This is a genomic window from Streptosporangium sp. NPDC050284, assembly GCF_044459525.1.
Classification (GTDB): domain Bacteria; phylum Actinomycetota; class Actinomycetes; order Streptosporangiales; family Streptosporangiaceae; genus Streptosporangium.
In genome coordinates this window covers 471,662-497,380 of the sequence record NZ_JBITIZ010000001.1, presented here as the reverse complement: position 1 = coordinate 497,380, position 25,719 = coordinate 471,662, and the positions used below count along the sequence as shown (strand labels likewise).

The following is a 25,719-nucleotide window of genomic DNA, read 5'->3' as shown; positions in this document are numbered from 1 at the left end:
ACCAGAACGACCCAAAAAAATGACTGAAACAATTAGGCTATTTAATGCCTTGGCGGCATTCGTTCCATTATCAACATTTGACTTCTTTTGGTCGCAAATCACGACGTAAAAGCGCGAGTCACGGCCCCACATAATCGTGTACAGTCGGGGCCACGATTTCATCCTCCGTTTCGAGTGACGACCAAAGAAAGGTCACGGAATATGCAGAAAGCAGCCATTGATCGAGTAGGTCTTGTCTTCACCCTGCTCGACGCCGACGGCACCGGCTTCCTGGAGGCCGACGACTTCGAGCTCATGGCGAACCGGGTCATCGCGGCGGCCTCCGACTCCGACGACGCGGCCAAAGCCGCCATGCTGGCCGCCTTCCGGGGCTACTGGGCGGCCCTGTCCTCCGAACTGGACGCCAACGACGACGGCCGCATCAGCTTCGAGGAGTACGCCGCGTGCGTCCTCTCCCCGGAGCGTTTCGACGCGGCGATCAGCGACTTCGCCGAGGCGCTGGCCGAGCTGGGCGATCCGGACGGCGACGGGCTCATCGAACGGCACGTCTTCATGGCGCTCATGACGGCCATCGGCTTCGAGCGCGCGAACATCGACGCGCTCTTCGACGCGTTCGGGCCCTCGGAGACCGACCAGATCACGGTCTCGGTCTGGGCCGCCGGCATCAAGGATTACTACCGCCCGGAGAAGGCCGGAATTCCGGGCGACCATCTGGTCGGAGGACTGATCTGATCGAGACAACGGCAGCCTGACACCTCTGGCCTTCGGTCAACGACCCCCTCCTGAAGGAGGGGGCTTGAGGTGCCGCCTGGTGCCTTGAGCCCGTATTGACCAGCCCCAGCCATCACGAACAGGAGGTGCATCCTCGATGGCTACGTTCACCGCAAGACAGCAGACCCACCAGCCCGTGCTTCCTCAGCGGGCTGCTCTGGAATCCGTGGGAGCAGACAACCCGGGTCAGGACGAAACGGCTCACGGACGCGGCTTCGCCGCACCTGGCGGTGGACATGGGCGAGGGGAGACCGTACGGCACGCACCGGCCGTTCGGCGTCACCCCCAGGACACCGCGGTGTCCGAGGGAGCGAACCGTGAGGTTCACCCGGCCGTGTTCGTCCTGGACGCTCACGGCCACCCGCTCGACCCGTGCCACCCCGCCCGTGCCCGCCGCCTGCTGGCGGCCGGTCGGGCGGTGGTGGTGCGCCGCACACCGTTCGTTATCCGCCTCAAAGACCGGCTCGTCGCCGACTCCACCCTAAAAGGCGTGCACGTCGGTATCGACCCCGGCTCCCAGCACACCGGCATCAGTGTGTTCGCCGACCATGACGGGAGCCGCACCGGCCTGTTCGGCATTCAGCTCGACCATCGGGGCGGGCGGATCCGCGACAGGCTCAGCACGCGGGCCGCGTTGCGCCGTGGCCGCAGGTCGCGGAACCTGCGCTACCGCGTCCCCCGCTTCAACAACCGCACGAAACCTCAAGGGTGGCTGGCGCCGTCGCTGCGCCACCGCGTGGACACGACGATGTCGCAGGTGGCGCGGCTGGCCCGGTGGGCGCCCATCACCGCCGTCCACGTGGAGAAGGTCTCCTTCGACACCCACGCCCTGTCGGCCGGGAGGCCGCTCGAAGGAGCCGAATACCAGCGGGGCACCCTCGCCGGGTACGAGGTCCGCGAATACCTGCTCGCCAAGTGGGGGCGCACCTGCGCCTACTGCGGCGCGAGCGGTGTGCCGCTGAACCTCGACCACATCCATCCCCGCAGCCGGGGCGGCTCCGACCGCGTCAGCAACCTCACCCTGGCCTGCATCCCGTGTAACCAGGCCAAGAACGCCACCCCGATCGAAGAGTTCCTCCAGGCCAAGCCCGCACTCCTGGCGAAGATCCTCAAGCAGGCGAAAGCGCCGCTGCGCGACGCCGCCGCCGTCAACGCCACCCGCTGGGCGCTGTGGCGGGCACTGCAGGCGACCGGCCTGCCGGTCGCGACGGCCTCGGGCGGGCGCACCAGGTGGAACCGGTCGCGTACCGGCGCCGCCAAGTCGCACACGTTGGACGCCCTGCACGTCGGCCACCTGGAGACCGTGACCGCCTGGCCGTCCACGATCCTGGTGGTCACGGCGACCGGGCGCGGCACCTACGCCCGCACCACCCCCGACCGCTACGGCTTCCCCCGCCTGGTGCGGCCACGAATCAAACGCCACCACGGCTTCCAAACCGGCGACCTGGTCCGCGCGGCCGTCCCGACGGGCAAGAAGGCCGGAGCTCACACCGGGCGAGTCCTGGTCCGCTCTTCCGGCTCGTTCGACATCACCACCCGGCACGGCCGCATCACCGGGATCAACCACCGCCATGTCCGCCATCTTCAACGCGCGGACGGCTACGGCTACACGACCAAGAAAGAAGCCGATCTCAATGACCGACCGATCAGGACACGCTCGGGCCTCGGCGGCACTCCCGCCCCCGATTCCTCCCCAGCCTGAAGGCCGGAGCATCCCCGGGAGGTTCTGGTGAAACTCGTTGTCGGACTTTCCGTCGGCCGGGGAACGGGCCCCGAGCTCGCGACCGTCTTCGAGCGGGTGCTGGCCGGAATCGCCGATGCGTATTCGGTTGAAATCGGTGTCACCCGGTCACAAAGGCTCTACCACTCCTACTCATCACTGAGGGCCGGTGCCGACATCGAGCGGGTCCGTGAACTCACCGGGGAGGACGCCGATCACTACACGGACTTCTGCCGCACGCTGGCCGCTCTCGGCGTTCCCGCCGTCTTCCGCACGGCTGTCAACGCCCAGTCGCTCTACCTGGTCCGCCGACGCCTGCAGGCGGTGAAGGTCGACGTCATGACTACCCCGGACGCGTCACTGCTGCTGGTCCGGGACGAGGCCCAGGGCTTCTACACCGGGGAGAACACCCACGTCCCGGGCGCGCTGATCCGCACCATGGCGTTCAGCCGGGAGATCACCGAGAAGGTCATCGCCTTCGCCGTGCGGCGTGCGCGGCAGGAGTGGCCGGACGGCGGAATCGGCCAGATCGTCATGGCGTACAAGTTCCACCTGCTCGACGGGGCCCTCGACGAGTGGGTCGCCGAGAGCGCCGCGCGGCACGGCGTCGAGATCCGTCTGTTCCAGCCGGACACGGTGAACCGCAACCTGATCGAGCACGGCCCGCACCCCCGCACGCTGATCATCGCGAGCAACGAATGGGCCGACATCATGCACGTGGTCCTGCTGGACCGCTTCGGCTCCGAACGCCAGGAGAACCGCTGCACCGAGAACGTCTATCTACATCCCGACGCGGCCGGACTGGTCGAGTACCAGACCGTGCACGGCTCCGCCGACGACCTGGCCGGAACGGACACGGTCAACCCGGTGGCGACCGTACGCGCCGCGGCGGCGATCGCCGAGCGGCACGCGGGCTGCGCCGGGGCGGTTCAGCTGGTAGAACGCGGTCTCGAATCACTCGGCCGCCGAGGCATCGGCACCCCCGACCTCGGCGGACGGCACTCGACCACCGCCATGGTGGACGCACTGCTCGACGCGCTGGAGCCCGCGGGGCGGCCGACCGTGGCGGTGGACTCATGACCACCGCGCTGGTCGTCGTAGACCTGCAGAACGACTTCTGCGTCGGGCCGACCGCTCACGCCCGATACTCCGGCGACCCCGCGACCCTGGAGGCCGTCGCGACGAACACCGCGCTGGCCGTCGACCGGGCCCGTGCCCGCGACATGGAGGTGATCTTCGTCCGGTTCGTCGGCGATGCCGAACATCAGGGTCCGAGCTGGCGGCGCCGGGATCGCACGCAGAACAAGCCGCTCAAGTGTCTGGAAGGTTCGTGGGGCGCGGAGTTCCACCGGGTGTCACCCCTGCCGGGAGAGCGTGTCTTCACCAAGCGAGCGTGCTTCGACGCCTTTCTCAGCACCGGGTTCGAGCAGCACCTCGTCCACCGGGGCGTCGAACGGCTCGTGTTCGCGGGCCTGTACACCGACGTCTGCGTGGACTCCACCGCCCGGACCGCGTTCCAGAAGGGCTTCCACATCACGGTGCTGACCGACTGCACCACCGGCCGGCACCTACCGGACGCGGACGTCCTGCGCTTCATGGCCCGTCTCTATGGCGCTCACCTCAGCACCCACGACCATCCGTGGGTGCCCCCAACCGGAGGGGAGGACGCGTGCCGGGTGTCGAAGACGGCGTCGGCCTGACCGCCCTCATGGTCGCCGCCGCGCGGGCGATCGAGACCCACCGGCCCGACGCTCTGGCCGCCGACACCTACGCCGAGCACTTCGTACGCGCCGCCGAGGCGTCCGCGGCCTGGCCGGTCCGCCCGGCACAGGTTCCGGACGGGGACGCCAACCCCCTGTGGGGCAGGCTGGGGCGCTACTTCGGCCTGCGCACCCGAGTCCTCGACGACTTCCTCATCCGCTCGGTCCACGAAGGCGCCCGGCAGGTCGTGCTGCTCGGCGCGGGCCTCGACACGCGGGCCTTCCGGTTCGGCTGGCCACCGGGCCGAGTCGTCTACGAGATCGACCGCGACGGCGTCCTGGCGTTCAAACACCACGTGCTCGACGACCTCGCCGCCGTCCCGGCGACCACCCGCCACCCGATCGCGGCCGACCTGCGCGAGGACTGGGCCCGGCCGCTGCTGAAGACCGGCTTCGACCCGGCCGTGCCGACCGCGTGGCTGGCCGAGGGCCTGCTGCTCTATCTCCCATCGGCCGCCGAGCGGCGTCTCATCGACACCGTGGACCGCCTGAGCGCCGGGGGAAGCACGCTGGGCTTCGAGGTCAAGCTCTGGACGGAGTCTCCGCAGGTCCGTGCCGGCCCCGTCTACGTCGCGACCAGGCAACAGATCGGCGTCGACCTGCTCGCCCTGTTCGACGGGGAGCCGCGCCCCGACTCCGTCGGCCGCCTGCGGGAGCTGGGCTGGTCCACCGCGATCCACACGCCCTTCGACTTCACCCGCCACCACGGTCGCGGCCCGCTACCCGAACCGAACGACGCCCTGGCGAGCAACCGCTGGGTGTTCGCCGACAAACCCGGCGCGTAGGTCTGACGCGAACAGCCACGCCCGCAGCGCACGCGGCACGGGCCCCGACGGCGTGTGCAACACGCCCAGCCGTTGGGTGGCGCGGGTCAGGGCGACGTAGAGGTTGTTGAGCCCGCGCGGCGACTCGGCCACGATCAGGCCGGGCTCGACCACCAGCACCTCGTCGAACTCCAGGCCCTTGGCCTGCCTCACGTTCAACACGACGACGGGCCGGGGCGCATCGGGGTTCTCGCCGACCGACGCCTCCGGCACGCTCGCCGCGATCGCGAGGCCGAGCGGCTCCAGCAGCGAGTCCGGCGTGATGACCGCGAGCCGCCGATCGACCAGGCCCGCGGCCTCGGCCGCGACGGCCTCGACCAGCCGGTCGGTGAACTCCTCCGGCGACACGCGAAGTGCCCACGGCTCCACCCCGCTCTCCCTTACCGAGACGGGTGCTTCAAGGTCGGCGTCGATCTCCGTCAGCACCTCGGCGGCGACGGCCATGATCTCCGCGGGCACCCGGTAGTTCCTGGTGAGGTTCGCAAGCCGCCAGCGCCCCTTGACGTAGGGGTCGAGCACCCGCCCCCACGACAGGGTGCCGCCCGGATCGCCGCTCTGCGCCGTGTCCCCGACGACGGTCATCGACCTGGCGGGGCATCTGCGCATCAGCAGCCGCCAGGCCATCTCCGACAACTCCTGCGCCTCGTCGACGATCACGTGCCCGAACGTCCAGGTCCGGTCGGCCGCCGCGCGCTCGGCCGAGGTGCGGTGGTCCTCCTCCTCGTGCCGCCCGGCGAGCGTGTCCGCGTCGATCAGGTCGTTGACCGTGAGTATCTCGGCCTCCTGGTCGTCCTCCAGGTCGGTGGCCCGCGACCCCATCGCGACGTCCAGCACTCCCTGGGCGTAGCGGACCCGCTCACGCCGTTCGCGCTCCTGCCGGATCCGCTCCGCCCTGGTGTCCTCCCCGAGCAGTTCGGCCGCCTCGTCCAGCAGCGGCACATCGGCGGGCGACCAGCCTCCGCCGGGCTCCCGCAGCAACACTGCCCGATCCTCGGGGGTGAACCCCGGCGTCGCCGAGGCGATGCGCTCCGGCGAGCCGAACAGATCCGTGAGCAGTCGCTGTGGCGTCAGGTCGGGCCAGAGCTCGTCGAGTGCCGCGAGGACCGCCCCGTCGGTGAGCATCTCCCTGCGGATGCCCTCCACCTGGTCGTCGTCCAGCAGGAGCTCACCGTCGAACGGATCGGTGCCGACGCGTTCGGCGTACTGCTCGGCGAGGGCTTCGCTGATCTCCCGGACCACGATCGGCCTGGCCGGGTTGTGCTGGAGCAGGGAGGACCGCGCCAGGTCGCGTACCCGCTCGCAGGTCCGCCGGTCCAGGCGCAGCGTCTGTCCCTCGTACTCCACCTCAAGGTGGTCCTCGGGCACCCACTCGCGGTCGCGTACCGCGGCGGCGACCACCTCGGCCATCGCCGACCGGCCCTTCACCTCGACGGTCTCCGGCCTTTCCTCCCGTTCCGCGGTCACCCCGGGATACAGCTCGCCGATCGTCGACAGCAGCACGCTCGTCTCCCCCAGCGCGGGAAGCACGTTTCCGACGTAGCGCAGGAACGTGGCGTTCGGTCCGATGACCAGCACCACCCGCCGCGCCAGCTGTCGCCGCCGGGTGTAGAGCAGATAGGCCGCGCGGTGCAGCGCCACCGCGGTCTTTCCCGTCCCCGGTCCTCCCTGCACGACGAGCACTCCGGTGTGCTCGGAGCGGATGACGCGGTCCTGCTCGGCCTGGATCGTCTGGACGATGTCGGTCATCCGGCCGGTCCTGCCTGCGTTCAGTGCCGCCAGCAGGGTGGCCTCGCCCGCCAACCCCTCGTGCCCGGCCTCCGCTGCGGATTCGAGGTCGAGCACCTCGTCGTGGACCTCGACCACCGTGCGGTCGCGGTCCTTGATGTGCCGGCGCCGCCGGACGCCCTCCGAGGTGACCGCGGTGGCGAGGTAGAACGGGCGGGCGGCCGGTGCCCGCCAGTCGATGAGCAGCGGGGCTGTGTCGTCGGCGTCCTCAGCGTCTTCGGCGTCCTCGGTGCCTTTGGCAACGGATGCGGTGGTGACGTCGTCGGCGAGCAGGCCCATCCTGCCGATGTAACGGCGCTCGCCGTCGAGCATGTCGAGCCGCCCGAAGCACAGGCCGTGTTCGGCCGCGTTGAGCTGGGCGAGGCGTTCGGCGTGGGCGGCGTGGGCGGCCTCCCTCTCGACGCGCGCCTGGGCGTTGCCGCCGGTCGTCGCGAGCACCCGGGTCAGCCGCTCGGTGACGTGTTCGCGGAGCTCGTCGAGCCGCCCGTACAGCATCGACACGTACTCCTGCTCCTCGCGCAACGCCTCGATTGACAACAGCACTCCTCATGATATAATTAACCAGTAGACGTGTTTGTTTTTACTTTTCGAGCGGCCAGTAGTGTAGCTTCCGCCGACGCGCCCGTCTACCTTCCTCGCCCCATGCCGGGCAGTGCCCCTTTTTGCGGGCCGATGCCCCAGGGCTGAAAGAGTTCTCCCCTCATGGGACCGAGGATGATCAGCGGTTTGCGGAAGTCGTCGCGCGCCATCGAGTCGGGCAGCCCGGGGAAATTTCACCTCTGGGCTACCCGACTCGATCTCACTACCGCTTCAAGATCGGCTCATGGTCGGTTTTGCCGGCATCTCGGCTGGACGTCGGCACCGTCGCCGGCCGCCGCAGCCGCCCCAGCACCGCGGCCACCGCCGGCAGATCCGGGACCGCACCGATGATCGCCCCCCTCCCGGACAGACCGGCGAACAGGGCGACAGTCAGGTAAGACGCACGCGGTCCGGGGGTGCTTCGGGGCTCCCCTCACCAGGCGGCGGCATGCAAGTGATCCCCTAGCGCAATTGAAACGTTACATTAAGGGGTTTCGGCTTGAACCTTCCAGGGCCGAAACCACTCCAGGTCGTGCCGAATATCCGGCAAACGCCCCTGCTCCAGCCCGCTGGCCTCGAGGTTGAAGATCGACACTCGAACGGCTCGCACGCTCGGTACCGGCGGGAAAACCTCGCGTTAACAAGGCGTCCCTATTTCCGCCGGGCCGAAAGTCCGTTTTGTGATGTCTTGACATGCGGTTGTAGCGCAGAAGATACTCGCACCCTAAGTGAAACGATTCATGGACACGGGAAGAGCGGATGGCGCGGTGGACATGACCGAGGTAGGGAGACCGACCCGAGCTCCGCTACCGGCGGGGCGGGAAGGTGGCGAGGCAGGCACGGACACGCCCCGCACGCCCGCAAGGGGCGGGCACCGGCCGCTCGGCGCGGTGGCCCTGCTGCTCCTGCCCTTCCTCCTGCTGTTCCTGCTCGTCTATATCGCGCCCATCGCCTACGCGGTCTACCAGTCCTTCTTCAAGGTGCAACGGGAGGGCACGTTCGGCCGGCCGAACATCGTCTTCGGCGGCTTCGAGCAGTATGTCAGGGTCTTCGAGAACGAGGCCTTCCGCGACAGCATCGGGCGGGTCCTGCTCTTCGGGGCCGTCCAGGTGCCGGTCATGCTGGGTCTGGCCCTGCTCTTCGCCCTGCTGCTGGACTCCGGCGTGCTGCCCCTGAAGCGCTTCTTCCGGCTCGCCTACTTCGCGCCGTACGCGGTGCCCGGCGTGATCGCGGCGATCATCTGGGGTTTCCTCTACTCGCCGTCCCTGTCACCCTTCGACTGGATCACCGAGCGGATCGCGTTCATGTCGGGACCGATGATCCTCTGGTCCCTGGCCAACGTGACCACCTGGATGTTCACCGGCTACAACATGCTGATCATCTACGCCGCCCTGAAGGCGATCCCGCAGGAGATCTACGAAGCCGCGCGTCTGGACGGCGCGAGCCGGATCCGCATCGCCCTGTCCATCAAGGTGCCCATGGTCCGCCCTGCCATCGTGCTGACGGGTGTCTTCTCGATCATTGGAACGCTTCAACTGTTCACCGAACCGCAAGTCTTCCGGTCGCTGACCACGGCGGTCACCGGAAGCTACACCCCGAACCTGGTCGTCTACAGCACCTCCGTGGTGCCCAACTTCCACCTCGCCGCCGCCTTCTCGGTGGTCCTGGCCCTCACCACGTTCGCCCTCTCGTTCGGCTTCCTCCGGATCACCCAGAGGGGATCGTCGTCATGACCTCGCCCACCCGATCTCCCGCCCGGACGCACGAGAAGCTGCTGCCGCTGCTGATCATGGTGGCGTTCACCGCGTACATGCTGGTGCCGCTCTGGTGGCTGCTGGTCGCGGCGAGCAAGAGCAGGGCCGACCTCAACTCCACCAACCCGCTCTGGTTCGCCGACTTCCGGCTCCTGGACAACCTGGGCGTCCTGTTCACCTTCAAGGACGGGCTCTTCCTGCGCTGGATCCTGAACAGCCTGCTCTACGCCGGGGTCGGGGCGCTCGGCGCGACCGCCATCGCGGGGATGGCCGGGTACGCCCTGGCCAAGTTCAGCTTCCCGGGCCGGGAGCTCATCTTCAACATGGTGCTCGGCGGGGTGCTGCTCCCGGTGACCACCCTCGCGCTGCCGCTGTTCCTCCTGATCAGCGAGGTCGGCATGGCCGACACCTACTACGCGGTGCTGGTGCCCAGCCTGGTCAGCCCGTTCGGGGTCTACCTCAGCCGGGTCTACGCGGCCGGCAGCGTGCCCGAGGAACTTCTGGAGGCGGCCCGGGTGGACGGGCACGGCGAGCTGCGCATCTTCTTCCGGGTCGCGGCGCCGCTCATGACGCCCGGCCTGGTCACCGTGTTCCTGTTCCAGTTCGTACAGATCTGGAACAACTTCTTCCTGCCCCTGATCATGCTGCGCGACGAGTCGTACTTCCCCGTGACGCTTGGCCTGTTCGCGTGGAACAGCCAGGCGACCCAGCAGGCCCCCGAGCTCCGGACGCTGGTCATCGTCGGTGCCGCGGTCTCGGTCGTGCCGCTCATCATCGCCTTCCTCTCTCTCCAGCGCTTCTGGCGGTCGGGCCTGACCGCGGGCGGCCTGAAGTGAGCGGCCGCGGGCCTCGTGTGAAGCCTCGCAAGGAAAGAAAGAAAGAGGATCTCCCGTGAAACCCTGGATCAGACGAGGCGTCGTCGGCGCCGTGACAGCCATACTCGCCCTCGCCTCGGCCGCCTGCGGCAGCGGCGGAAGCACCGGTGAGGCGTCGCAGGCGGCGGCGCCGCCGTCCAAGTGCGCGCCCACCGAGGGCCCGGTCACGCTGGAGTACTACTCCTGGGTGCCGGGGATCGACAAGGTCATCGACATCTGGAACGCCAAGAACCCCGACATCCAGGTGAAGTTCGTGACCGGCCCCGCCGGTCCGGACGGCGCGTACCAGAACTTCTTCAACGGCATCAAGGCCGGCAACGCGCCGGACCTCACCCAGATCGAGTACGACTCCCTGTCCAGCTTCCGCCTCCAGGACGGCCTGCTGAACCTGGCCGACTGCGCGGGCGTGCCGGAGGTCAAGGACAAGTTCGTCCCGTGGACCTGGCAGCAGGTGACCTTCGGGGAGTCCGACGGCATCTACGCGATCCCGCAGGACATCGGCCCGATCGGCATGTACTACCGGGCCGACCTGTTCGAGAAGGCCGGGATCAAGCCGCCCACCACCTGGGAGGAGTACTACGAGGCGGCCAAGGTGATCAGCAAGGAGGGCGGCCACATCCACCACTTCGCCTCCGGCGACGTGAACTGGTTCCTGGGCCAGATCTGGCAGGCCGGGGGCCGCTGGTTCTCGGTGTCGGGCGACCAGTGGACCGTCAGCCTGACCGGTGCGGAGTCACAGCAGGTGGCCACGTACTGGCAGCGGATGCTGGACGAGAAACTGGCCCGGCCGATGGCCACCTGGTCCGACGAGTGGTGGAAGGCGCTGGAGACCGGGGACATCTGGACCTGGGTCAGCCCGTACTGGGCCAACGCCCTCATCGCGCAGAACGCCCCCAAGAGCGCCGGCAAGTGGGCGGTGGCGACGATGCCGCAGTGGACGGCCGGCCAGAAGGCGGCGGGTAACTGGGGCGGCTCCACCACGGCGGTGCTCAGCTCGGCCAAGCACCCGTTCGAGGCGGCCAAGTTCGCGACCTGGCTCAACAGCGACCTGGAGGCCCTGCAGGCCCTCAACGAGAACGGCGGTCTCTACCCGGCCACCGCCGAGGGCCAGCAGATGCCGGCCCTGTCCAAGCCGCTGGACTTCTACGGCGGCCAGGACATCTCCGGCATCTTCTCCGAGGCGGCCGCGAACGTGGACCCCGACTTCCCGTGGGGCCCGACCATGACCCAGACCTACAGCGACGTGCGGGACGGCTTCGCCGCCGCCATCGAAGGCAAGGGCAACCTCGCCGACGCGCTCGGCTCCGCACAGCGGTCCACCATCGACGCCCTCAAGTCCCAGTCGATCCCCGTCGCGGGGGGCTGACGTGAACACCCCCCACCCGCAAGAAGTCAGTAGAAGGAGATCCGAGTCAGTGATCAGACGCATCATCCACGGTAAGTTCCCCCGCGTGCTGGCCAGCGCCCTGGTCGTCATCGGGCTCGCGGTGGCGGCGCCCGGCGCCGCCTCGGCGGTCAGCCCCACCAAGACCGACCTCGTCGCCGGCGCCCCCGGCGCGAAGGTCGCCAAGAGCCTGCCCTGCACGCCCAGCCAGGAGCTGAAGAACATCCGGGTCCACGACCCGTTCATCATGCCCGACCCGGTCAGCGGCATCTACTACCTCTACCAGGGCACCACGGTCCGCCGGAGCATCGACCTGGTGAACTGGTGTCCGGCGGTCACCGTGTTCACCAACCCGACGGGCTCGTGGGCCAACACCTCCGAGGGCGCCTGGGCGCCCGAGGCCTGGTACTACAACGGCAAGTACTACTGGTTCGCCACCCTGCACAACCGCAACCGGGTGCTGGCCACCGCCTCGACCCAGGGTCAGGCCTGTGGCGACTGCGGCCAGATCTGGCAGAACCAGCAGTGGCGGGGCACGGTCATCGCGTCCGCCGACTCCCCGATGGGACCGTTCCAGCTGCTCAACCTGGACTCGCCGGTCGCCCCGTCGAACTTCATGACGCTGGACGGGACCCTGTACGTCGACCCGCAGGGCCAGCCGTGGATGGTCTACGCCCACGAGTGGATCCAGAAGATCGACGGCACCATCGAGGCCATCCGCCTGGAGCGGGACGCGAACGGCAACCTCACCGGCCGCGGCGAGGGTGACCCGATCTACCTGTTCAAGGGCTCGGACGCCCCGTGGTACTACCAGGAGGGCACGGTCAACGCCGTCCAGCTGCCCCCGTACGTGACCGACGGCCCGTCGTTCTTCCGCACCAACAACGGCGAACTGCTGATGTTCTGGACGAGCTACCGCAAGCACAACAACGAGTACGTGGTGACGCTCGCCCGTTCCAAGTCCGGTGACCTCAAGGGCCCCTGGGCACAGGAGGACGTCGTGATCACCGAGAACAAGGGGCACTCCATGCTGTTCCGCACCTTCGCCGACCACCCGGGCGCGCAGGGCGCGATCATGATGGCCCTGCACAACAACATGAACCGCGGCGCCAGCATCCGCACCGAGATCTACGAGATGAAGGCGACCGGCCGCACCCTCGACGTGGCGCGGCAGCGGACCGACATCGACGGCAACCCCGCGTCGTCCTGGGTCTGGCCCCCTTCCTAGCCTGTCCCGACCGGTGACGGCAGAATCTGCCGGACACCGGGACCCATGAGACTCCCGGACCCGGCCGCCCACAGGCGGCCGGGTTCGAGCCGTCTTCCGACACGACGCACCATGAAGGGCCCACACAGTGACTGGATGGTTCCGCTGGCCGACGGATTCCGACCGGCCCCGGCTGGCGTACGGCGCCGACTACAACCCGGAGCAGTGGCCGCGCGAGGTCTGGCTGGACGATGTCGCGGCGATGCGCGAGGCAGGAGTCACCATCGTCTCCCTCGCGATCTTCTCCTGGTCCCGTCTCCAGCCCGCCGCGGACGAATGGGACTTCGGCTGGCTGGACGAGGTCATGGACCTGATGGCCGAGAACGGCATCGCGGTCGACCTCGCCACCGCCACCGCCTCGCCGCCCCCCTGGCTCACCGCCGCGCACCCGGAGATCCTGCCGGTCGACCGGCTCGGCCGGACCGTGTGGCCGGGCGCCAGGCAGCACTGGCGGCCGACCTCCCCGGTCTTCCGCGAGCACGCGCTGCGCCTGGTCCGCGTCATGGCGGACCGGTACGCGCGGCATCCCGCCCTGGTGGCCTGGCACGTGTCGAACGAGCTCGGCTGCCACAACGCCTACGACTACTCCGCGGACGCCGCGCACGCCTTCCGCGCCTGGCTCCAGCGCCGTTACGCCACCCTGGACCGCCTCAACCAGGCGTGGGGCACCGCGTTCTGGTCCCAGCGGTACGGCGACTGGGACCAGATCCTGCCGCCGCGGCTGGCCGCCGCCCACCTCAACCCGACGCAGCAACTGGACTTCAAACGGTTCTCCTCCGACGCGCTCAGGGACTATCTGCGGGCCGAGCGGGACGTGCTGCGCGAGGTCACGCCGGACGTGCCGGTGACCACCAACTTCATGGTCACCGGCCAGGTGAGCGCGCTGGACTACGCCGGCTGGGCGGCCGAGGTGGACTTCGTCGCCAACGACCACTACCGCAGGCCCGGCCCGCAGGACTTCGACGAGCTGTCCTTCTCCGCCAACCTGATCGGCAACATCGCAGGCGGGCGGCCCTGGTTCCTGATGGAGCACTCCACCAGCGCCGTCAACTGGCAGCACGTGAACGTGACCAAGCGCCCCGGCGAGCTGGCCCGCGACGCCCTCACGCACGTGGCGCACGGGGCCGACGCGGTGTGCTTCTTCCAGTGGCGGCAGTCCGGCGCCGGGGCGGAGAAGTACCATTCGGCGATGCTGCCCCAGGCGGGGCGCGACAGCGAGCTGTTCCGGGCGGTCACCGCGCTCGGCCGCACGCTGGAGACGCTCGCCCCCGTGGCCGGGTCCGACCGGCTGCCCGCCCGGGTGGCCGTCCTCTACGACTGGGAGTCCTGGTGGGTGAGCGAGCTCGACTCCCATCCGAGTTCCCTGCTGGACTACCGGCAGGAGGCGCTGGACTGGTACTCCGCCTTCCTGGCGGCCGGCACCCGGGTGGACGTGCTCCCCGTCCACCGCGACTTCGGCGGGTACGACCTGGTGATCGCGCCGGTCCTGCACGTCGTCCCCGCCGGGCTGGCCGAGCGGCTGACGGCGTACGTGGCCGGTGGGGGTCACCTGGTCACCACGTACTTCTCCGGCATCGTCGACGAGCACGACCACTTCTGGCCGGGCCCCTTCCCCGGCGCGCTGCGCGACCTGCTCGGCATCCGGGTGGAGGAGTTCGCGCCGCTGCTGGAGGAGGAGGCCGTGGCGCTGGACGGCGGTCTCACCGGAACCCTCTGGACCGACCACATCGAGGTGTCCGACCCGGCCGTGGCGGTGCTGGCCCGCTATCTCGACGGCGAGCAGGCGGGGCGGCCCGCGATCACCCGGCGGACCTCCGGGGGCGGTTCCGCGACCTACGTCTCGACCCGGCTCGGCGTGGGCGGGCTCCGGCGGCTCCTGGACCCGATCCTCGCGCATGCCGGGGTGCGCGGCGAGGTGGCCGACCTCGACGGCCGGGTCGAGCTGGCGGTGCGCGGTGACGGCGACCACCGGTTCTGGTTCCTGGTCAACCGGACCGACCAGGACGTGACGGCGGCCGGCCTCGACGGAGAGGTGCTCGTCGGGGGGACGACGCCGGGCGGGGCCCCGATCGTGCCCGGCCGCGGGGTTCTGGTGCTGCGCCGACCGGCGAGCTAGCCGCGGCCCGGGCTCGGCCGCCGGTCGGGCGCGGGCCGGCCGGTCAGCCGGCCAGCCCGCGCTCGGCCGCCGCCCAGGCCGCCTCGTGGCCGCGCGGCTCGTACCGGACGATGTCGGCCTTGCGGGCGACCAGCGACCGCAGCTCGGCCAGGCCGCCGTCGATCGCGCCGACGGCCCGCGCCTGTACCAGGACGTTGCCCAGCGCCGTCGCCTCCACCGGTCCCGCCAGTACGGGCAGCCCGCAGGCGTCGGCGGTCAGCTGGCAGAGCAGGGCGTTGCGGGCGCCACCCCCGACCACGTGGATCACGTCGACCTCCTGCCCGGACAGCTCGCAGGCCTGGCGGGCGGTACGCCGGTAGGCCAGCGCCAGGCTGTCGAGGACGCAACGGACGAATTCGGCCGGAGTGCCGGGAACCGGCTGGCCGGTGCGGCGGCAGATCTCGGCGATCCGGGCCGGCATGTCGCCGGGCGGGAGGAACGCGGGGTCGTCGCAGTCGACCACCGAGACGAAGGGCGGCACGTCCGCCGCGGCGGCCAGGAGCGCCGTCAGGTCCTGCCCCGAACCGGCCGCCGCCCAGGTCCGCATCGACTCCTGGAGCAGCCACAGGCCCATGACGTTGCGCAGGTAGCGGATCGTGCCGTCCACGCCGGACTCGTTGCTGAAGTTGGCCAGGCGGCTGGCCTCGGTGAGCACCGGCCGCCGCAGTTCCACGCCCACCAGCGACCAGGTGCCGCAGGAGATGTACAGGAACCGCTCGTCCCGGGCCGGCACCCCGGCGACGGCCGAGGCGGTGTCGTGCGAGCCGACCACGGTGACCGGGATCGGCCGCCCGGGCCCGGCGCCGCCCAGCACCTCCGGCGGCAGCGTCCCTGCGGGCTCGCCCGGCTCCCGCAGGCGGGGGAGCAGGCGGCCCGGCAGCCCCAGCCGTTCCACGAGGTCGCGCGCCCAGCCACGTTGGCGCACGTCCAGGAGCTGGGTGGTGGAGGCGTTGGTGACCTCGGCCCCGATCTCGCCGGTGAGCCAGTAGGCCAGCAGGTCGGGAATGAGCAGCATGGTCCGCGCGGCGTCGAGCAGGCCCAGCCGCTGGGCCGCCACCAGCTGGTAGACGGTGTTGAACGGCAACATCTGCAACCCGGTCACCTGGTACAGGTGGTCCGGGCCGAGTCGCTCGGTCACCTCCGCCATGACGCCGTCGGTGCGCCGGTCCCGGTAGTGCACCGGGCTGCCGAGCAGGCGGCCGTCCCGGCCGAGCAGGCCGAAGTCGCAGCCCCACGAGTCGATGCCCACGCCGACCAGGCCGGGATGGGCGTCCAGGGCGGCGCGCAGGCCCGCGAGCACCTCGCCGTACAGACCCAGGATGTTCCAGTGCAGGGTGCCCCGCACGTCCACCGGTTCGTTCGCGAACCGGTGGACGGCGGTGAGGCCGAGGTCGTTCCTGCCCACCCTGCCCACCATCACCCGGCCGCTGGAGGCGCCCAGGTCCACGGCGGCGACCACGGCCGGCTGCACGACGGCCACTACCGGAGGAACGCGGCGGCGACGCCGGCGTCGACCGGGATGTGCAGCCCGGTGGTGTGGGAGAGTTCCCCGGCGGTCAGGACGAAGACGGCGCCTGCCACGTGCTCCGGCAGGACCTCCCGCTTGAGCAGGGTGCGCTGGGCGTAGTAGGCGCCCAGTTCCGACTCGGGCACGCCGTACACGGCCGCCCGCCTGGCGCCCCAGCCGCCCGCGAAGATTCCCGAGCCGCGCACCACCCCGTCGGGGTTGACGCCGTTGACCCGGATGCCGTGCGCGCCCAGTTCGGCGGCGAGCAGCCGTACCTGGTGGGCCTGGTCCGCCTTGGCGGCGCCGTAGGCCACGTTGTTCGGACCGGCGAAGACGGCGTTCTTGCTGGAGATGTAGACGATGTCCCCGCCCATGTCCTGCGCGACCATGACCCGCGCCGCCTCCCGGGAGACCAGGAAGGAGCCCTTGGCCATCACGTCGTGCTGCAGGTCCCAGTCGTGCTCGGTGGTGTCGAGCAGCGGCTTGGAGATGGACAGACCGGCGTTGTTGACCACCAGGTCCACCCCGCCGAAAGCCAGCACCGCCTCGCGCAGCGCCGCCGTCACCGCCTCGGCGTCGGTGACATCGGCCGCCACGGCGACCGCGACGTCGGTCCCGCCGATCTCCCGCGCCGCCGCCTGGGCGGCGGCGCCGTCGCGGTCGGCGACCACCACGCAGGCACCCTCGGCGGCCAGGCGGCGGGCGGTCGCCCGGCCGATGCCGGACCCGCCGCCGGTCACGAACGCCACCCGCGCGGCCAGCGGCCGGGGCGGGGGCATCCGGCGCAGCTTGGCCTCTTCCAGGGCCCAGTACTCGATCCGGAACTTCTCCCGCTCGTCGATCGGCGCGTACGTGGAGACGGCCTCGGCGCCGCGCATGACGTTGATCGCGTTGACGTAGAACTCGCCCGCCACCCGGGCGGTCTGCTTGTCTGCGCCGAAGCTGAACATGCCGACACCGGGGACCAGCACGATCGCCGGGTCGGCGCCGCGCATCGGCGGCGATTCCGGGTCGGCGTACCGCTGGTAGTAGTCCTGGTAGTCGCGGCGGTAGGCGGCGTGCAGCTCCCGGAGCCGGGCCACCGCCTCCGCCGGCGGGGCGTCCGGGGGCAGGTCGAGCACCAGCGGCCGGACCTTGGTCCGCAGGAAGTGGTCGGGACAGGACGTGCCGAGCGCGGCGAGCCGGGGGTGTGCCTCGCGGGCGAGGAAGTCCAGGACCACGTCGGCGTCGGTGAAGTGGCCGACCTGGGGCCGGTCGGTGGAGGCCAGGCCGCGGATCACCGGCGCGAGCGCCGCCGCCCGCGCCCGCCGCTCCCCGTCGGGCAGCGCGGCGAAGCCGGGCAGCGCCGGCCCGAACGGCTCCGGCCGCCCTCGTTCGGCGAGGAAGTCGCCCGCCCGCTGGATGATCTCCAGCGAGTGCGCCGCGCACTCCTCGGCGGTGGCCCCCCACGCGGTGATGCCGTGCCCGCCGAGGATGACACCGATGGCCTGCGGGTGGGCGCGGGCCGTGGCGGCGATGTCCAGGCCGAGCTGGAACCCGGGCCGCCGCCACGGCACCCAGACCACCCGGTCGCCGAAGATCTCCTTGGTGAGCGCCGGGCCGTCGGCGGCGGTCGCGATCGCGATGCCCGAGTCGGGGTGCAGGTGGTCGACGTGCGCCGCGTCGAGCAGGCCGTGCATCGCGGTGTCGATCGACGGGGCGGCCCCGCCGTGACCGTGCCGGCAGTAGTCGAGCGCGGCGACGCACTCGTCCTCGCGCTCGACGCCGGGATAGTTGCCGGCCAGCGCGCGCAGCCGGTCCAGCCGGAGCACCGCGAGCCCCGCCGGGGTCAGTGTGCCGAGGTCGCCGCCGGAACCCTTCACCCACAGCAGTTCGACCGGATCGCCCGTCACGGGGTCGTCCGCCGAGCCCTTGGCCGAGGTGTTGCCCCCGGCGTAGTTGGTGTTGCGCGGATCGGCGCCGAGCCGGTTCGACCGGGCGATGAGGTCCGCTACCGGTGTCGTCTCAGGCGATGTCGACATGTCAGGCCCCCCAGCCCGCTTGTTCGCCGCCGACCCGCTCGGCCCGCACCTTCTCCAGGTAGCCCGACCGCCGGTAGGCGGCGACCGGGTCGGGGTCCAGGCCCATCTCGGCGCGCAGGTCGCGCAGGAGCGGCCGGACGTCGGTGTGGTAGGCGTCCATCAGCACCGCGTTGGCGTCCAGTACGTCACCGGCCCGCTGCGCCGTGGTCAGCGCGTCGACGTCGACCAGGAGCGCCTTCGCGGTCGCCTCCTGCACGTTCAGCACGGACCGGATGACCGCCTCCACCTTCGGCTCGATGTTGTGGCACTGGTCCAGCATGTACGCGATGCCGTACGACGGGCGGAGCGCGTCCGCCTGCACGATCTCGTGCATGATGCGGAACAGCTCGAACGGGTTGGCGGCGCCCGCCATCAGGTCGTCGTCGGCGTAGAACCGCGAGTTGAAGTCGAACCCGCCCAGCCGCCCGGCCCGGAGCAGGAACGCCACGATGAACTCGACGTTCACGCCCGGCGCGTGGTGGCCGGTGTCGATCACCACCTGGGCCCGGTCGCCCAGCTCCAGGCAGTGCGCGTAGGCGGTGCCCCAGTCGGGGACGTCGGTCAGGTAGAAGGCCGGTTCGAAGAGCTTGTACTCCAGCAGCAGGCGCTGGTCGGCGGCCAGCCGGTCGTAGGCCGCCCGCAGCGCCGCCGCGAGCCTGTCCTGCCGGTCCCGGGCGCTGTCCTGCCCCGGGTAGTTGGTGCCGTCGGAGAACCACAACTTGAGATCCCGCGATCCGGTCGCGTCCATCACGTCGACGCACTCGATGAGGTGGCCGATCGCCTTGCGCCGTATGGCCGGGTCCGGGTTGGTGACCGATCCCAGGCGGTAGTCGTCGTCCTGGAAGACGTTGGCGTTGATCGTGCCGATTCCGACGCCGAGGTCCTTGGCGTACCCGGCCAGGGCCGGGTAGTCGGCGACCTTGTCCCAGGGGATGTGCAGGGCGACGCTCGGAGCCACCCCGGTGAAACGATGCACCGTCGCCGCGTCGGCGATCTTCTCGTACGGATCCCGGGGAACGCCCTGCGGCGTGAACACCTTGAAACGGGTCCCGGAGTTGCCGAAAGCCCAGGAGGGCGTCTCGATACGCTGCGCGCGCAGCGCGGCCAGGACCCGCGCACGCGTGGCGGGGGCGATCTCGGTCATGGTCGGCCTTCCAGTTGGTCGTCGAGGTGGTCATGCCGGCCGGCCGCGTTGAGCGGGGCCCGGGTCCCGGGCCGGATGGCTGCGTGTCGGCGTCGGTCCGCGTCCGGGCGGTTCTCGCCCTGAGGGCGCGGTGGGTCCAGCCCACGCCACCTCTCACACCTGGGTTCATGAAACGTTTCACACAGCATGCTGGGAGAATATGCCGCGCGTTCCGCGGGGTCAAGGACACGCCGCCCTCGCTACCCTTCTCACGAGGGGGAATGGGCGATTAGTCGGCACTCGGACCCGCCATGCCGCATACTCGTACTGTCACTCACCGGAGGCCGTACGGCACCCGCGGCGCCGGTAGGTGCGCGGCCACTGCACTGGTACGTTTCATTTACTGGACCGGCCGGGCAGAGCCATCACTGTCGGCGCGCCAGATTGACGCTTACCGGTTGAGGGGAAAATGGCATCCGCCAACATCAAGGAAGTGGCGAAGTACGCGAGCGTGTCACTCGGGACGGTCAGCAACGTGCTCAACCGGCCCGACATGGTCTCACCCGCTACCCGTCAGCGAGTGCTCGACGCGATCGAGAAGCTGGGCTACGTGCGCAACGACTCCGCCCGTCAGCTGCGGGTCGGGCGTAGCCGTACCATCGCGATCGTCGTCCTCGACGTGTCCAACCCCTTCTTCACCGATGTGATCCGAGGCGCGGAGGAGGTGGTGGAGAACGCGGGCGGGATGCTCATCGTCTGCAACAGCGGGGAGGACGCCGAGCGCGAGGGCCGCCACCTCGACATGCTCAAGGAGCAGCGGGTGCAGGGACTGCTCATCACACCGGTCCCCGACGGCCGACACCCCCGCCTGGACGCCTTCGTGGACCACCGCATCCCCGTGGTGCTGGTCGACCGCGGGTCCGGCCATCCGAGCCGCTGCTCGGTCTCCGTCGACGACATCACGGGGGGCCGGGTGGCCGCCGACCACCTGGCCGACCGCGGCCACCGGCGGATCGTGTACGTCGGCGGCCCGCTCTCGATCCGGCAGGTGGCCGACCGGCGGGCCGGCGCCGCCGCCGCCCTCGCGGAACGGGGCCAGGACGTGAAGCTGGAGACCTACGAGACCCTCAGCCTGTCGGTCGCCGCAGGACGCCAGGCCGCCAACGATCTCGCCGCGCGGCCGGTGGGCGAGCGGCCGACCGCCATCTTCTGCGCCAACGACCTGGTCGCGCTCGGCGTGCTGCAGGGCCTGACCGCGCACGGCATCCGGGTGCCCGAGGACATCGCGCTGGTGGGCTACGACGACATAGAGTTCGCCGCCGCGGCCGCCGTGCCGCTGAGTTCGGTACGCCAGCCGCGCGCCCAGCTCGGCCGCACGGCCGCCGAACTGCTCCTGGAGGAGGCGGAGTCGCTCGACGGGGGGCGGCACAGCCACCGGCACGTCGTCTTCCAGCCGGAATTGGTGATCCGGGCGTCCAGCGACCACGACCGTTCCGTATGAACCACTGAGGCGGAAATATCGCTAGCCGGGCGATGGCACGACCCCGGCACGGATCTTCCAGTCCCCTGGACATGCGAAAAGCTTCGGTGACTTACAGGGCTCGAAGCCATTGATCGAGGGCTGCGAAGTCTTCGCCGGTGAGCCCCCGGTATGACTCCACACGGTGGAGGAGAGCCCGGCCGCCATGGTGCCTGGAGACCCACTCCCTGTCGGCGTCGGTGATCTCGTCGTCGACCCAGGCGAAGGGACGTCCGTTCGCCCAGTCCACCAGGGTCCGGGTCTTCCAGCAGAGCCCGAACCACTGGTCTTCACGTTCATGCCGACCGCTTGACTCCGCCAGTTCACGACGGGCAGCCGTGGCAGCCCGACTCGGGGCGCTATCTCGGCATTCGCCGCGTCTTCCCAGGTCGTCGCCCAGACGAGTTCACAGGGCAGCGCCGCCACCCGCCAAACGTCCGGAAATCCGCGCCGCCTCTCGTCGACCCGCCGCATGATCTCCGGTGGTTAGGATCGCGGCATGCCCGCCTTCCTTGAGACCGAGCGGCTCGTGCTGCGGCCGTTCACCGAGGCCGACACCGAGCACCTTCTCGCGCTGGACAACGATCCCGACGTCATGCGCTTCATCAACGGCGGCCGGCCGACGAGTCTAGAGACGATCCAGACGCGAAGCCTGCCACGGCTCCTGCATGTTCACCCGTGCTTCGGGACCCGTGGCTACTGGGCCGCGGAGGAGAAGATTGGCGGCGTCTTTCTGGGCTGGTTCGAGTTCAGGCCCCTGGTCGACCACAGCCCCGCCGTGGTCGAACTCGGCTACCGTCTGCACAAGGCCGCCTGGGGCGACGGCTATGCCACGGAAGGGTCGCGAGCCCTGATCCACAGGGGGTTCACCGGCCTCGGGGTGGAACGGGTGACCGCGAACACCATGGCGGTCAATACGGGATCCCGGCGAGTGATGGAGAAGGCGGGCCTGTCGTTCGTCCGAAGCTTCACCGGAGACTGGCCGGAGGCCATCGAAGGTTCCGAACACGGTGAGGTCGAGTACGAACTCACCCGGGCCGAGTGGGAGCGACGAGGCCAGGACAAGTAATCATGTGAGCCGTCTTGCCGGTCGCATGATGGATGAACAGGTCGTACCTCGAGGTTTTTCCTCTCGGGTCTGTTCGCGGCAGCTGCTCCTCAGCTGACGGGCGGCTTCCGCCATAGGACCTCCGGAACCGGGGTCGGCGCCATGGCCATCGCCTCGACCCCGGTGCGCGTCTGATCAGCGTCGATCTTCAGGAACGTCGATCTTCAGGAACACGGCACTGATCCGCGGAGCGGAACCTCGCAAGCGGGCGCCTTGTGATCGCGGTCCGCAAGCCTCCGTAGGCGGCGCTCAAGCCTCCGGTAAGCGGGGCGCCGTATCACTGGAGGCACGACGCCCGCAGCGAGCAGAACGGCGGGTCTCACCTTCCAGGAGTCCACCATGAACCGTCGCGCGATCCTCTCGGTGACCACCGCCCTCGCCTCGGCCGCGGCCCTGTCCGTCGCCCTCCCCGCCCACGCCGAGACCACCCGGGCGAGCGGCTGCGGCATCCAGCCGTACGGTCTCATCGGTGCCCGCTGGGCACAGCTCGGCGGCGAGAACGGCAAGCTCGGCTGCCCGACCACGTCAGAACGCGACATCTACCAGAACAACGTCGGCTGGGCAGGCCGCCGCCAGACGTTCGCCCGCGGTCAGATGGCCTGGTCCCCCAAGAACGGCCCCAACCTGGTGGTGGCCGCCTGGTCGAACAACGGCTACGCCTACTTCGACTGGCGCACGACCGATCGTGCCTTCGACAAGTTCCTTGTGCGCTGGACCAGTGCCGCCGACCCGAACGGCGCCCAGGAGGACTTCATCGGCGGCACCCGGGGACGCTCCTACACGCGTATCCGTACCAACAGCGGCTACCGCTGGAACGTCAAGGGCTGCGACACCGGTGTGTTCGGCTCCAGCTGCCAGAAGACCTGGACCATCTCCGTCACCGGCTGACCTCTGAGGGGGATCCTTCGCATCCGCCTGCCGTCGGGGCGGTTTGGTCTCCCACCTCCGTACGGGTGCTGGAATTCCCCAGGTATCCGTCCAAAAGTGCTTCAATGGACAGTCATGATCACAAGGAAGTCGATGGCGACGGCCACCGCTCTGGTGGTCGCGACGATCCCTCTCCACGCGGGGCGGGCGGAGGCTCGCGCGCCGTCCTCCGTCATCTCGGTGATGAGCTGGAACGTCTGCGCGGGTACCAATGCCGGTTGTCCCCTCTACGGCAGGAGCATGAGGGAGGTGGCCGCGCAGGTCGGCCGGTACGCGACCACCCAGCCGATCAAGCCGGATGTGATCTTCCTTCAGGAGTTCTGCTCGGGTGGGACGGCGGTGCTGGAGAGCCTGCTTGAGCAACAGACCGGGCGCGCCTGGACCGTACGGTCGTCGATTCTCACCTTGAGGGACGGCTCATCGAAGGGCTGCGTGCCTGACCGGCAAGGGCTTTCTCGGGGCGATATATCCGTCACCGTCGCGGTCGCCGATCACGCAGCCACCTTCCAGGAGCACGGGCTGACCTCCCCGCCGTGGTACGCCAAGCGCATGGCGCTCTGCGCCATGGTCCCGGCCAGGAGAGTCAACCTCTGCGGCACCCACCTCAGCTCCAGCCTGTCCTACGACGACGCGAAGCCCGAAGCTCCCTTCCGGACCAGGCAGGTCAAGGAGTTGCTGGCGGTGGTGTCCAAGCCCGGTTACCGTACCGTCTTCGGCGGGGATCTCAACCTGGCCCCGCCGGACAGCGGTCAGAGCACCGCTGCGAAGAGACGCGTCCTGGTTCCCGTCTACGCGGCCTACGCCGAGTGCGACCAGCGCGGTCGCCGCGACGGACGGTGGACCGAGAAGCACGTGCGCGAGGACGGCGGCGTCGTGAAGCGCAAGCTCGACTACCTTTTCGCCCCCAAGGGAAGCGTGACCCGGTGTCATGTGGCGCAGGATGCCGCCGTCTCCGACCACAAGCCCATCTATGTCAAGGTGCACCTCGGCCGCTGAGGCCGAAGCCCGGGAGCCGGATCATGACGGGCAGGACCCGTGCGTGTGCGCGGCCGTACGTACGCGGGTGCCGGGTTTCTCTCGTGACCGACTCGTCCGCACGCCAGACGTCCGTACCCGCTCCGTCTCTCGACCACGTCGTCGGTGATCGCGCCTAGTGCCGCGTCAGGCCACATTTGTCCTCTTGACGATCCTGCGTAGCCGCTCGTCGTTGGTGTGGCGGTTGCGCCAGGCGATGTAGCGGCGGATCATGCTGCCCTGCTCGCGGTGGCTGTCGTTGTCGGTGCCGTTGAGGGTGAACTCGCGCGAGCGGACCGGACCGGCGCCCCGTCGGCCGCCCAGAAGCACGCCGTGTGACGCACCTCCTTGAGACCGGCGGGGCTCCGGTGCTCAGTCCGCGTACTCGAGGCCCGTCTGACGCTCGGCGGTGACCTCCAGGCCGACCACGCCCTCACGCGTAGATATGACCTTGAACACGATCCAGTCGCCGCCCACCTGATCCGCGGCCAGTGGTTCGACCGTGTACCCGCCCTCATGGACCACGACGCGGCGGAACTCCGCACTCAGGCCGTGCTTGCCGACCTCGGCCAGCACATCGTCGACGATCCGGCCGCTCACCTTGACGCCGGCCAGCGGCTCTCCGGGACGGGTGGCCGACTGCCGGCTGTTCTCGTAGGGCTCCCCCGGCTTGGCCGGCCTGCCCAGCTCGAAGTGCACCACGTCGGGCGTACCCTTGATCGCCGCCGGGACGGTCACCACCATGAAGCAGCCGCTGTCGGCCAGATCGCAGTCCGCCGGCTCCTTGCGGGCTCCGATGGGCACGTTCACCGGGGCGTTGCCGCCACCCAGGCCCACGATCTCGCCGGCCGCGCTGGGCGAGACCGGGATCACCCTGAGCTCGACGTCGAGGCCGAGGGAACGGAATGCCTCGGAGAACTTCCGCTGGTCCGCGTAGGGGTCCTTGATCCGGGCGACGTAGGTGTCGGCCTCCTCGTGGATGGTGCTGTGGTCGGCGCAAGGCATGACCGTCCAGAAGATCGCGGAGCTGGCCTTCACCAGCAAAGACCGGGTTCGCGATGTGATCCACAACTTCAACGCCGACGGGTTCGACTCGTTGTATCCCAAATACAAGGGCGGGCGACAGCCGAAGTTCACCCTGCCCCAGCGGGTGGAGATCAAGAAGATCGCCAAGTCCGAGCCTGCCGAGCACGGCCTGCCGTTTTCCCGGTGGAGCCTGGTCAAGCTGGCCGACTTCCTGGTGGCAGAGGAGGTGGTCGAGGACATCAGCCATGAGGGCCTGCGCGAGCTTCTACGTGCGGAAATGGTGTCATTTCAAGCCATGAAGACGTGGAAGGGCTCTCGCGATCCGGATTACGCGGTCAAGAAGGCCCGCATCGAGCATCTGTACGCGATCGCTGACGGTCAGGTCATCCCCGACGACGGCGAACCCTCGGTCATCTTCTGTGTGGACGAGTTCGGGCCGCTCAACCTGCAACCGCGCTCGGGCAAGCAGTGGACCGACGTCGGCGGAATCGCCTGGCGCAACCGCCACACCAACGACGAGCGGCTACGCAGGATCGTCAAGAAGGCAAACGTGGCCTGACG

At 69.7% G+C, this 25,719-nt stretch carries 21 protein-coding genes; 15 read left to right on the top strand and 6 right to left on the bottom strand.

All coding sequences use genetic code 11. From position 1 onward, the window contains the following. Positions 1 to 201 precede the first annotated feature (201 nt). The 5 genes from ACIBH4_RS02170 (at position 202) to ACIBH4_RS02150 (ending at position 5,036) form a co-directional block, all read left to right on the top strand. On the top strand, positions 202 to 732 hold the full coding sequence (locus ACIBH4_RS02170; RefSeq protein ID WP_362763402.1) for an EF-hand domain-containing protein: 531 nt from the start codon (positions 202 to 204) through the stop codon (positions 730 to 732). A 337-nt stretch (positions 733 to 1,069) separates the two neighbouring features. After that, complete coding sequence (gene iscB / locus ACIBH4_RS02165) at positions 1,070 to 2,473, top strand: RNA-guided endonuclease IscB (RefSeq protein WP_362763405.1); 1,404 nt, start codon at positions 1,070 to 1,072, stop codon at positions 2,471 to 2,473. A 27-nt stretch (positions 2,474 to 2,500) separates the two neighbouring features. Continuing rightward, positions 2,501 to 3,571, top strand: a complete 1,071-nt coding sequence (locus tag ACIBH4_RS02160; protein ID WP_362763408.1) for an isocitrate/isopropylmalate family dehydrogenase — start codon at positions 2,501 to 2,503, stop codon at positions 3,569 to 3,571. Then, entirely contained in the window at positions 3,568 to 4,191 is a 624-nt protein-coding gene (locus tag ACIBH4_RS02155) for a cysteine hydrolase (RefSeq protein ID WP_362763411.1), read from the top strand. Before ACIBH4_RS02160 ends, ACIBH4_RS02155 begins: the two co-directional genes overlap by 4 nt. Then, on the top strand, positions 4,161 to 5,036 hold the full coding sequence (locus ACIBH4_RS02150) for a class I SAM-dependent methyltransferase (RefSeq protein ID WP_362763414.1): 876 nt from the start codon (positions 4,161 to 4,163) through the stop codon (positions 5,034 to 5,036). Before ACIBH4_RS02155 ends, ACIBH4_RS02150 begins: the two co-directional genes overlap by 31 nt. Here the strand turns inward: ACIBH4_RS02150 and ACIBH4_RS02145 are convergent. Further along, positions 4,971 to 7,397 (bottom strand): AAA family ATPase, encoded by a 2,427-nt coding sequence (locus ACIBH4_RS02145; RefSeq protein ID WP_362763417.1) that lies wholly within the window; start codon positions 7,395 to 7,397, stop codon positions 4,971 to 4,973. The two genes, ACIBH4_RS02150 and ACIBH4_RS02145, sit on opposite strands and share 66 nt — an antisense overlap. A gap of 932 nt (positions 7,398 to 8,329) precedes the next feature. Between ACIBH4_RS02145 and ACIBH4_RS02140 the strand changes: the two genes are divergently transcribed. The 5 genes from ACIBH4_RS02140 to ACIBH4_RS02120 all read left to right on the top strand — a co-directional run bounded on the left by ACIBH4_RS02140 (position 8,330) and on the right by ACIBH4_RS02120 (position 14,835). After that, the gene (locus ACIBH4_RS02140) at positions 8,330 to 9,172 is read left to right on the top strand and encodes a sugar ABC transporter permease (protein WP_362511909.1); all 843 of its coding nucleotides are present in this window, start codon (positions 8,330 to 8,332) and stop codon (positions 9,170 to 9,172) included. After that, on the top strand, positions 9,169 to 10,029 hold the full coding sequence (locus ACIBH4_RS02135; protein WP_362763420.1) for a carbohydrate ABC transporter permease: 861 nt from the start codon (positions 9,169 to 9,171) through the stop codon (positions 10,027 to 10,029). The genes ACIBH4_RS02140 and ACIBH4_RS02135 overlap by 4 nt, the downstream gene beginning before the upstream one ends. Positions 10,030 to 10,084: 55 nt before the next feature. Then, positions 10,085 to 11,434 (top strand): extracellular solute-binding protein, encoded by a 1,350-nt coding sequence (locus ACIBH4_RS02130; RefSeq protein WP_362763423.1) that lies wholly within the window; start codon positions 10,085 to 10,087, stop codon positions 11,432 to 11,434. Positions 11,435 to 11,483: 49 nt separating this feature from the next. Further along, positions 11,484 to 12,680, top strand: a complete 1,197-nt coding sequence (locus ACIBH4_RS02125; protein ID WP_362511901.1) for a glycoside hydrolase family 43 protein — start codon at positions 11,484 to 11,486, stop codon at positions 12,678 to 12,680. Positions 12,681 to 12,807: 127 nt separating this feature from the next. Then, entirely contained in the window at positions 12,808 to 14,835 is a 2,028-nt protein-coding gene (locus tag ACIBH4_RS02120; protein WP_362511898.1) for a beta-galactosidase, read from the top strand. Positions 14,836 to 14,878: 43 nt separating this feature from the next. Here ACIBH4_RS02120 and ACIBH4_RS02115 read toward each other — a convergent pair whose 3' ends face one another. Genes ACIBH4_RS02115 through rhaI form a run of 3 tightly spaced genes read right to left on the bottom strand, consistent with a single transcriptional unit; the run spans position 14,879 to position 19,585 of the window. Beyond that, positions 14,879 to 16,345, bottom strand: a complete 1,467-nt coding sequence (locus ACIBH4_RS02115) for a rhamnulokinase family protein (protein WP_362512320.1) — start codon at positions 16,343 to 16,345, stop codon at positions 14,879 to 14,881. An 8-nt stretch (positions 16,346 to 16,353) separates the two neighbouring features. Next, on the bottom strand, positions 16,354 to 18,402 hold the full coding sequence (locus ACIBH4_RS02110) for a bifunctional aldolase/short-chain dehydrogenase (protein WP_362763426.1): 2,049 nt from the start codon (positions 18,400 to 18,402) through the stop codon (positions 16,354 to 16,356). Position 18,403: 1 nt separating this feature from the next. Then, entirely contained in the window at positions 18,404 to 19,585 is a 1,182-nt protein-coding gene (gene rhaI, locus ACIBH4_RS02105) for an L-rhamnose isomerase (protein WP_362763428.1), read from the bottom strand. Between the two features lie 448 nt (positions 19,586 to 20,033). On the opposite strand from rhaI, the gene ACIBH4_RS02100 reads away from it, so the two are divergent. From ACIBH4_RS02100 to ACIBH4_RS02085, 4 genes are all read left to right on the top strand, one after another. Further along, positions 20,034 to 21,065: a LacI family DNA-binding transcriptional regulator gene (locus tag ACIBH4_RS02100; RefSeq protein ID WP_362511889.1), complete on the top strand. Its 1,032-nt coding sequence runs from the start codon at positions 20,034 to 20,036 to the stop codon at positions 21,063 to 21,065. A 517-nt stretch (positions 21,066 to 21,582) separates the two neighbouring features. Continuing rightward, positions 21,583 to 22,152, top strand: coding sequence for a GNAT family N-acetyltransferase (locus ACIBH4_RS02095; RefSeq protein WP_362763430.1), 570 nt, complete (start codon positions 21,583 to 21,585; stop codon positions 22,150 to 22,152). Between the two features lie 378 nt (positions 22,153 to 22,530). After that, complete coding sequence (locus ACIBH4_RS02090) at positions 22,531 to 23,079, top strand: hypothetical protein (protein WP_362511883.1); 549 nt, start codon at positions 22,531 to 22,533, stop codon at positions 23,077 to 23,079. A gap of 114 nt (positions 23,080 to 23,193) precedes the next feature. Then, a complete protein-coding gene (locus ACIBH4_RS02085; protein WP_362763433.1) occupies positions 23,194 to 24,114 on the top strand; it encodes an endonuclease/exonuclease/phosphatase family protein in 921 nt (306 codons plus the stop codon). A gap of 165 nt (positions 24,115 to 24,279) precedes the next feature. Here ACIBH4_RS02085 and ACIBH4_RS02080 read toward each other — a convergent pair whose 3' ends face one another. Together ACIBH4_RS02080 and ACIBH4_RS02075 are read right to left on the bottom strand one after the other, a co-directional pair. After that, positions 24,280 to 24,462 carry a hypothetical protein gene (locus ACIBH4_RS02080; protein WP_362763439.1) on the bottom strand — a complete coding sequence of 61 codons (183 nt, stop codon included), beginning with the start codon at positions 24,460 to 24,462 and terminating at the stop codon, positions 24,280 to 24,282. A gap of 42 nt (positions 24,463 to 24,504) precedes the next feature. After that, positions 24,505 to 25,137, bottom strand: a complete 633-nt coding sequence (locus ACIBH4_RS02075) for a hypothetical protein (protein WP_362763442.1) — start codon at positions 25,135 to 25,137, stop codon at positions 24,505 to 24,507. Here ACIBH4_RS02075 and ACIBH4_RS02070 point away from each other — a divergent pair. Further along, positions 25,112 to 25,717 carry a helix-turn-helix domain-containing protein gene (locus tag ACIBH4_RS02070; protein ID WP_362511871.1) on the top strand — a complete coding sequence of 202 codons (606 nt, stop codon included), beginning with the start codon at positions 25,112 to 25,114 and terminating at the stop codon, positions 25,715 to 25,717. The two genes, ACIBH4_RS02075 and ACIBH4_RS02070, sit on opposite strands and share 26 nt — an antisense overlap. Positions 25,718 to 25,719 lie beyond the last annotated feature (2 nt).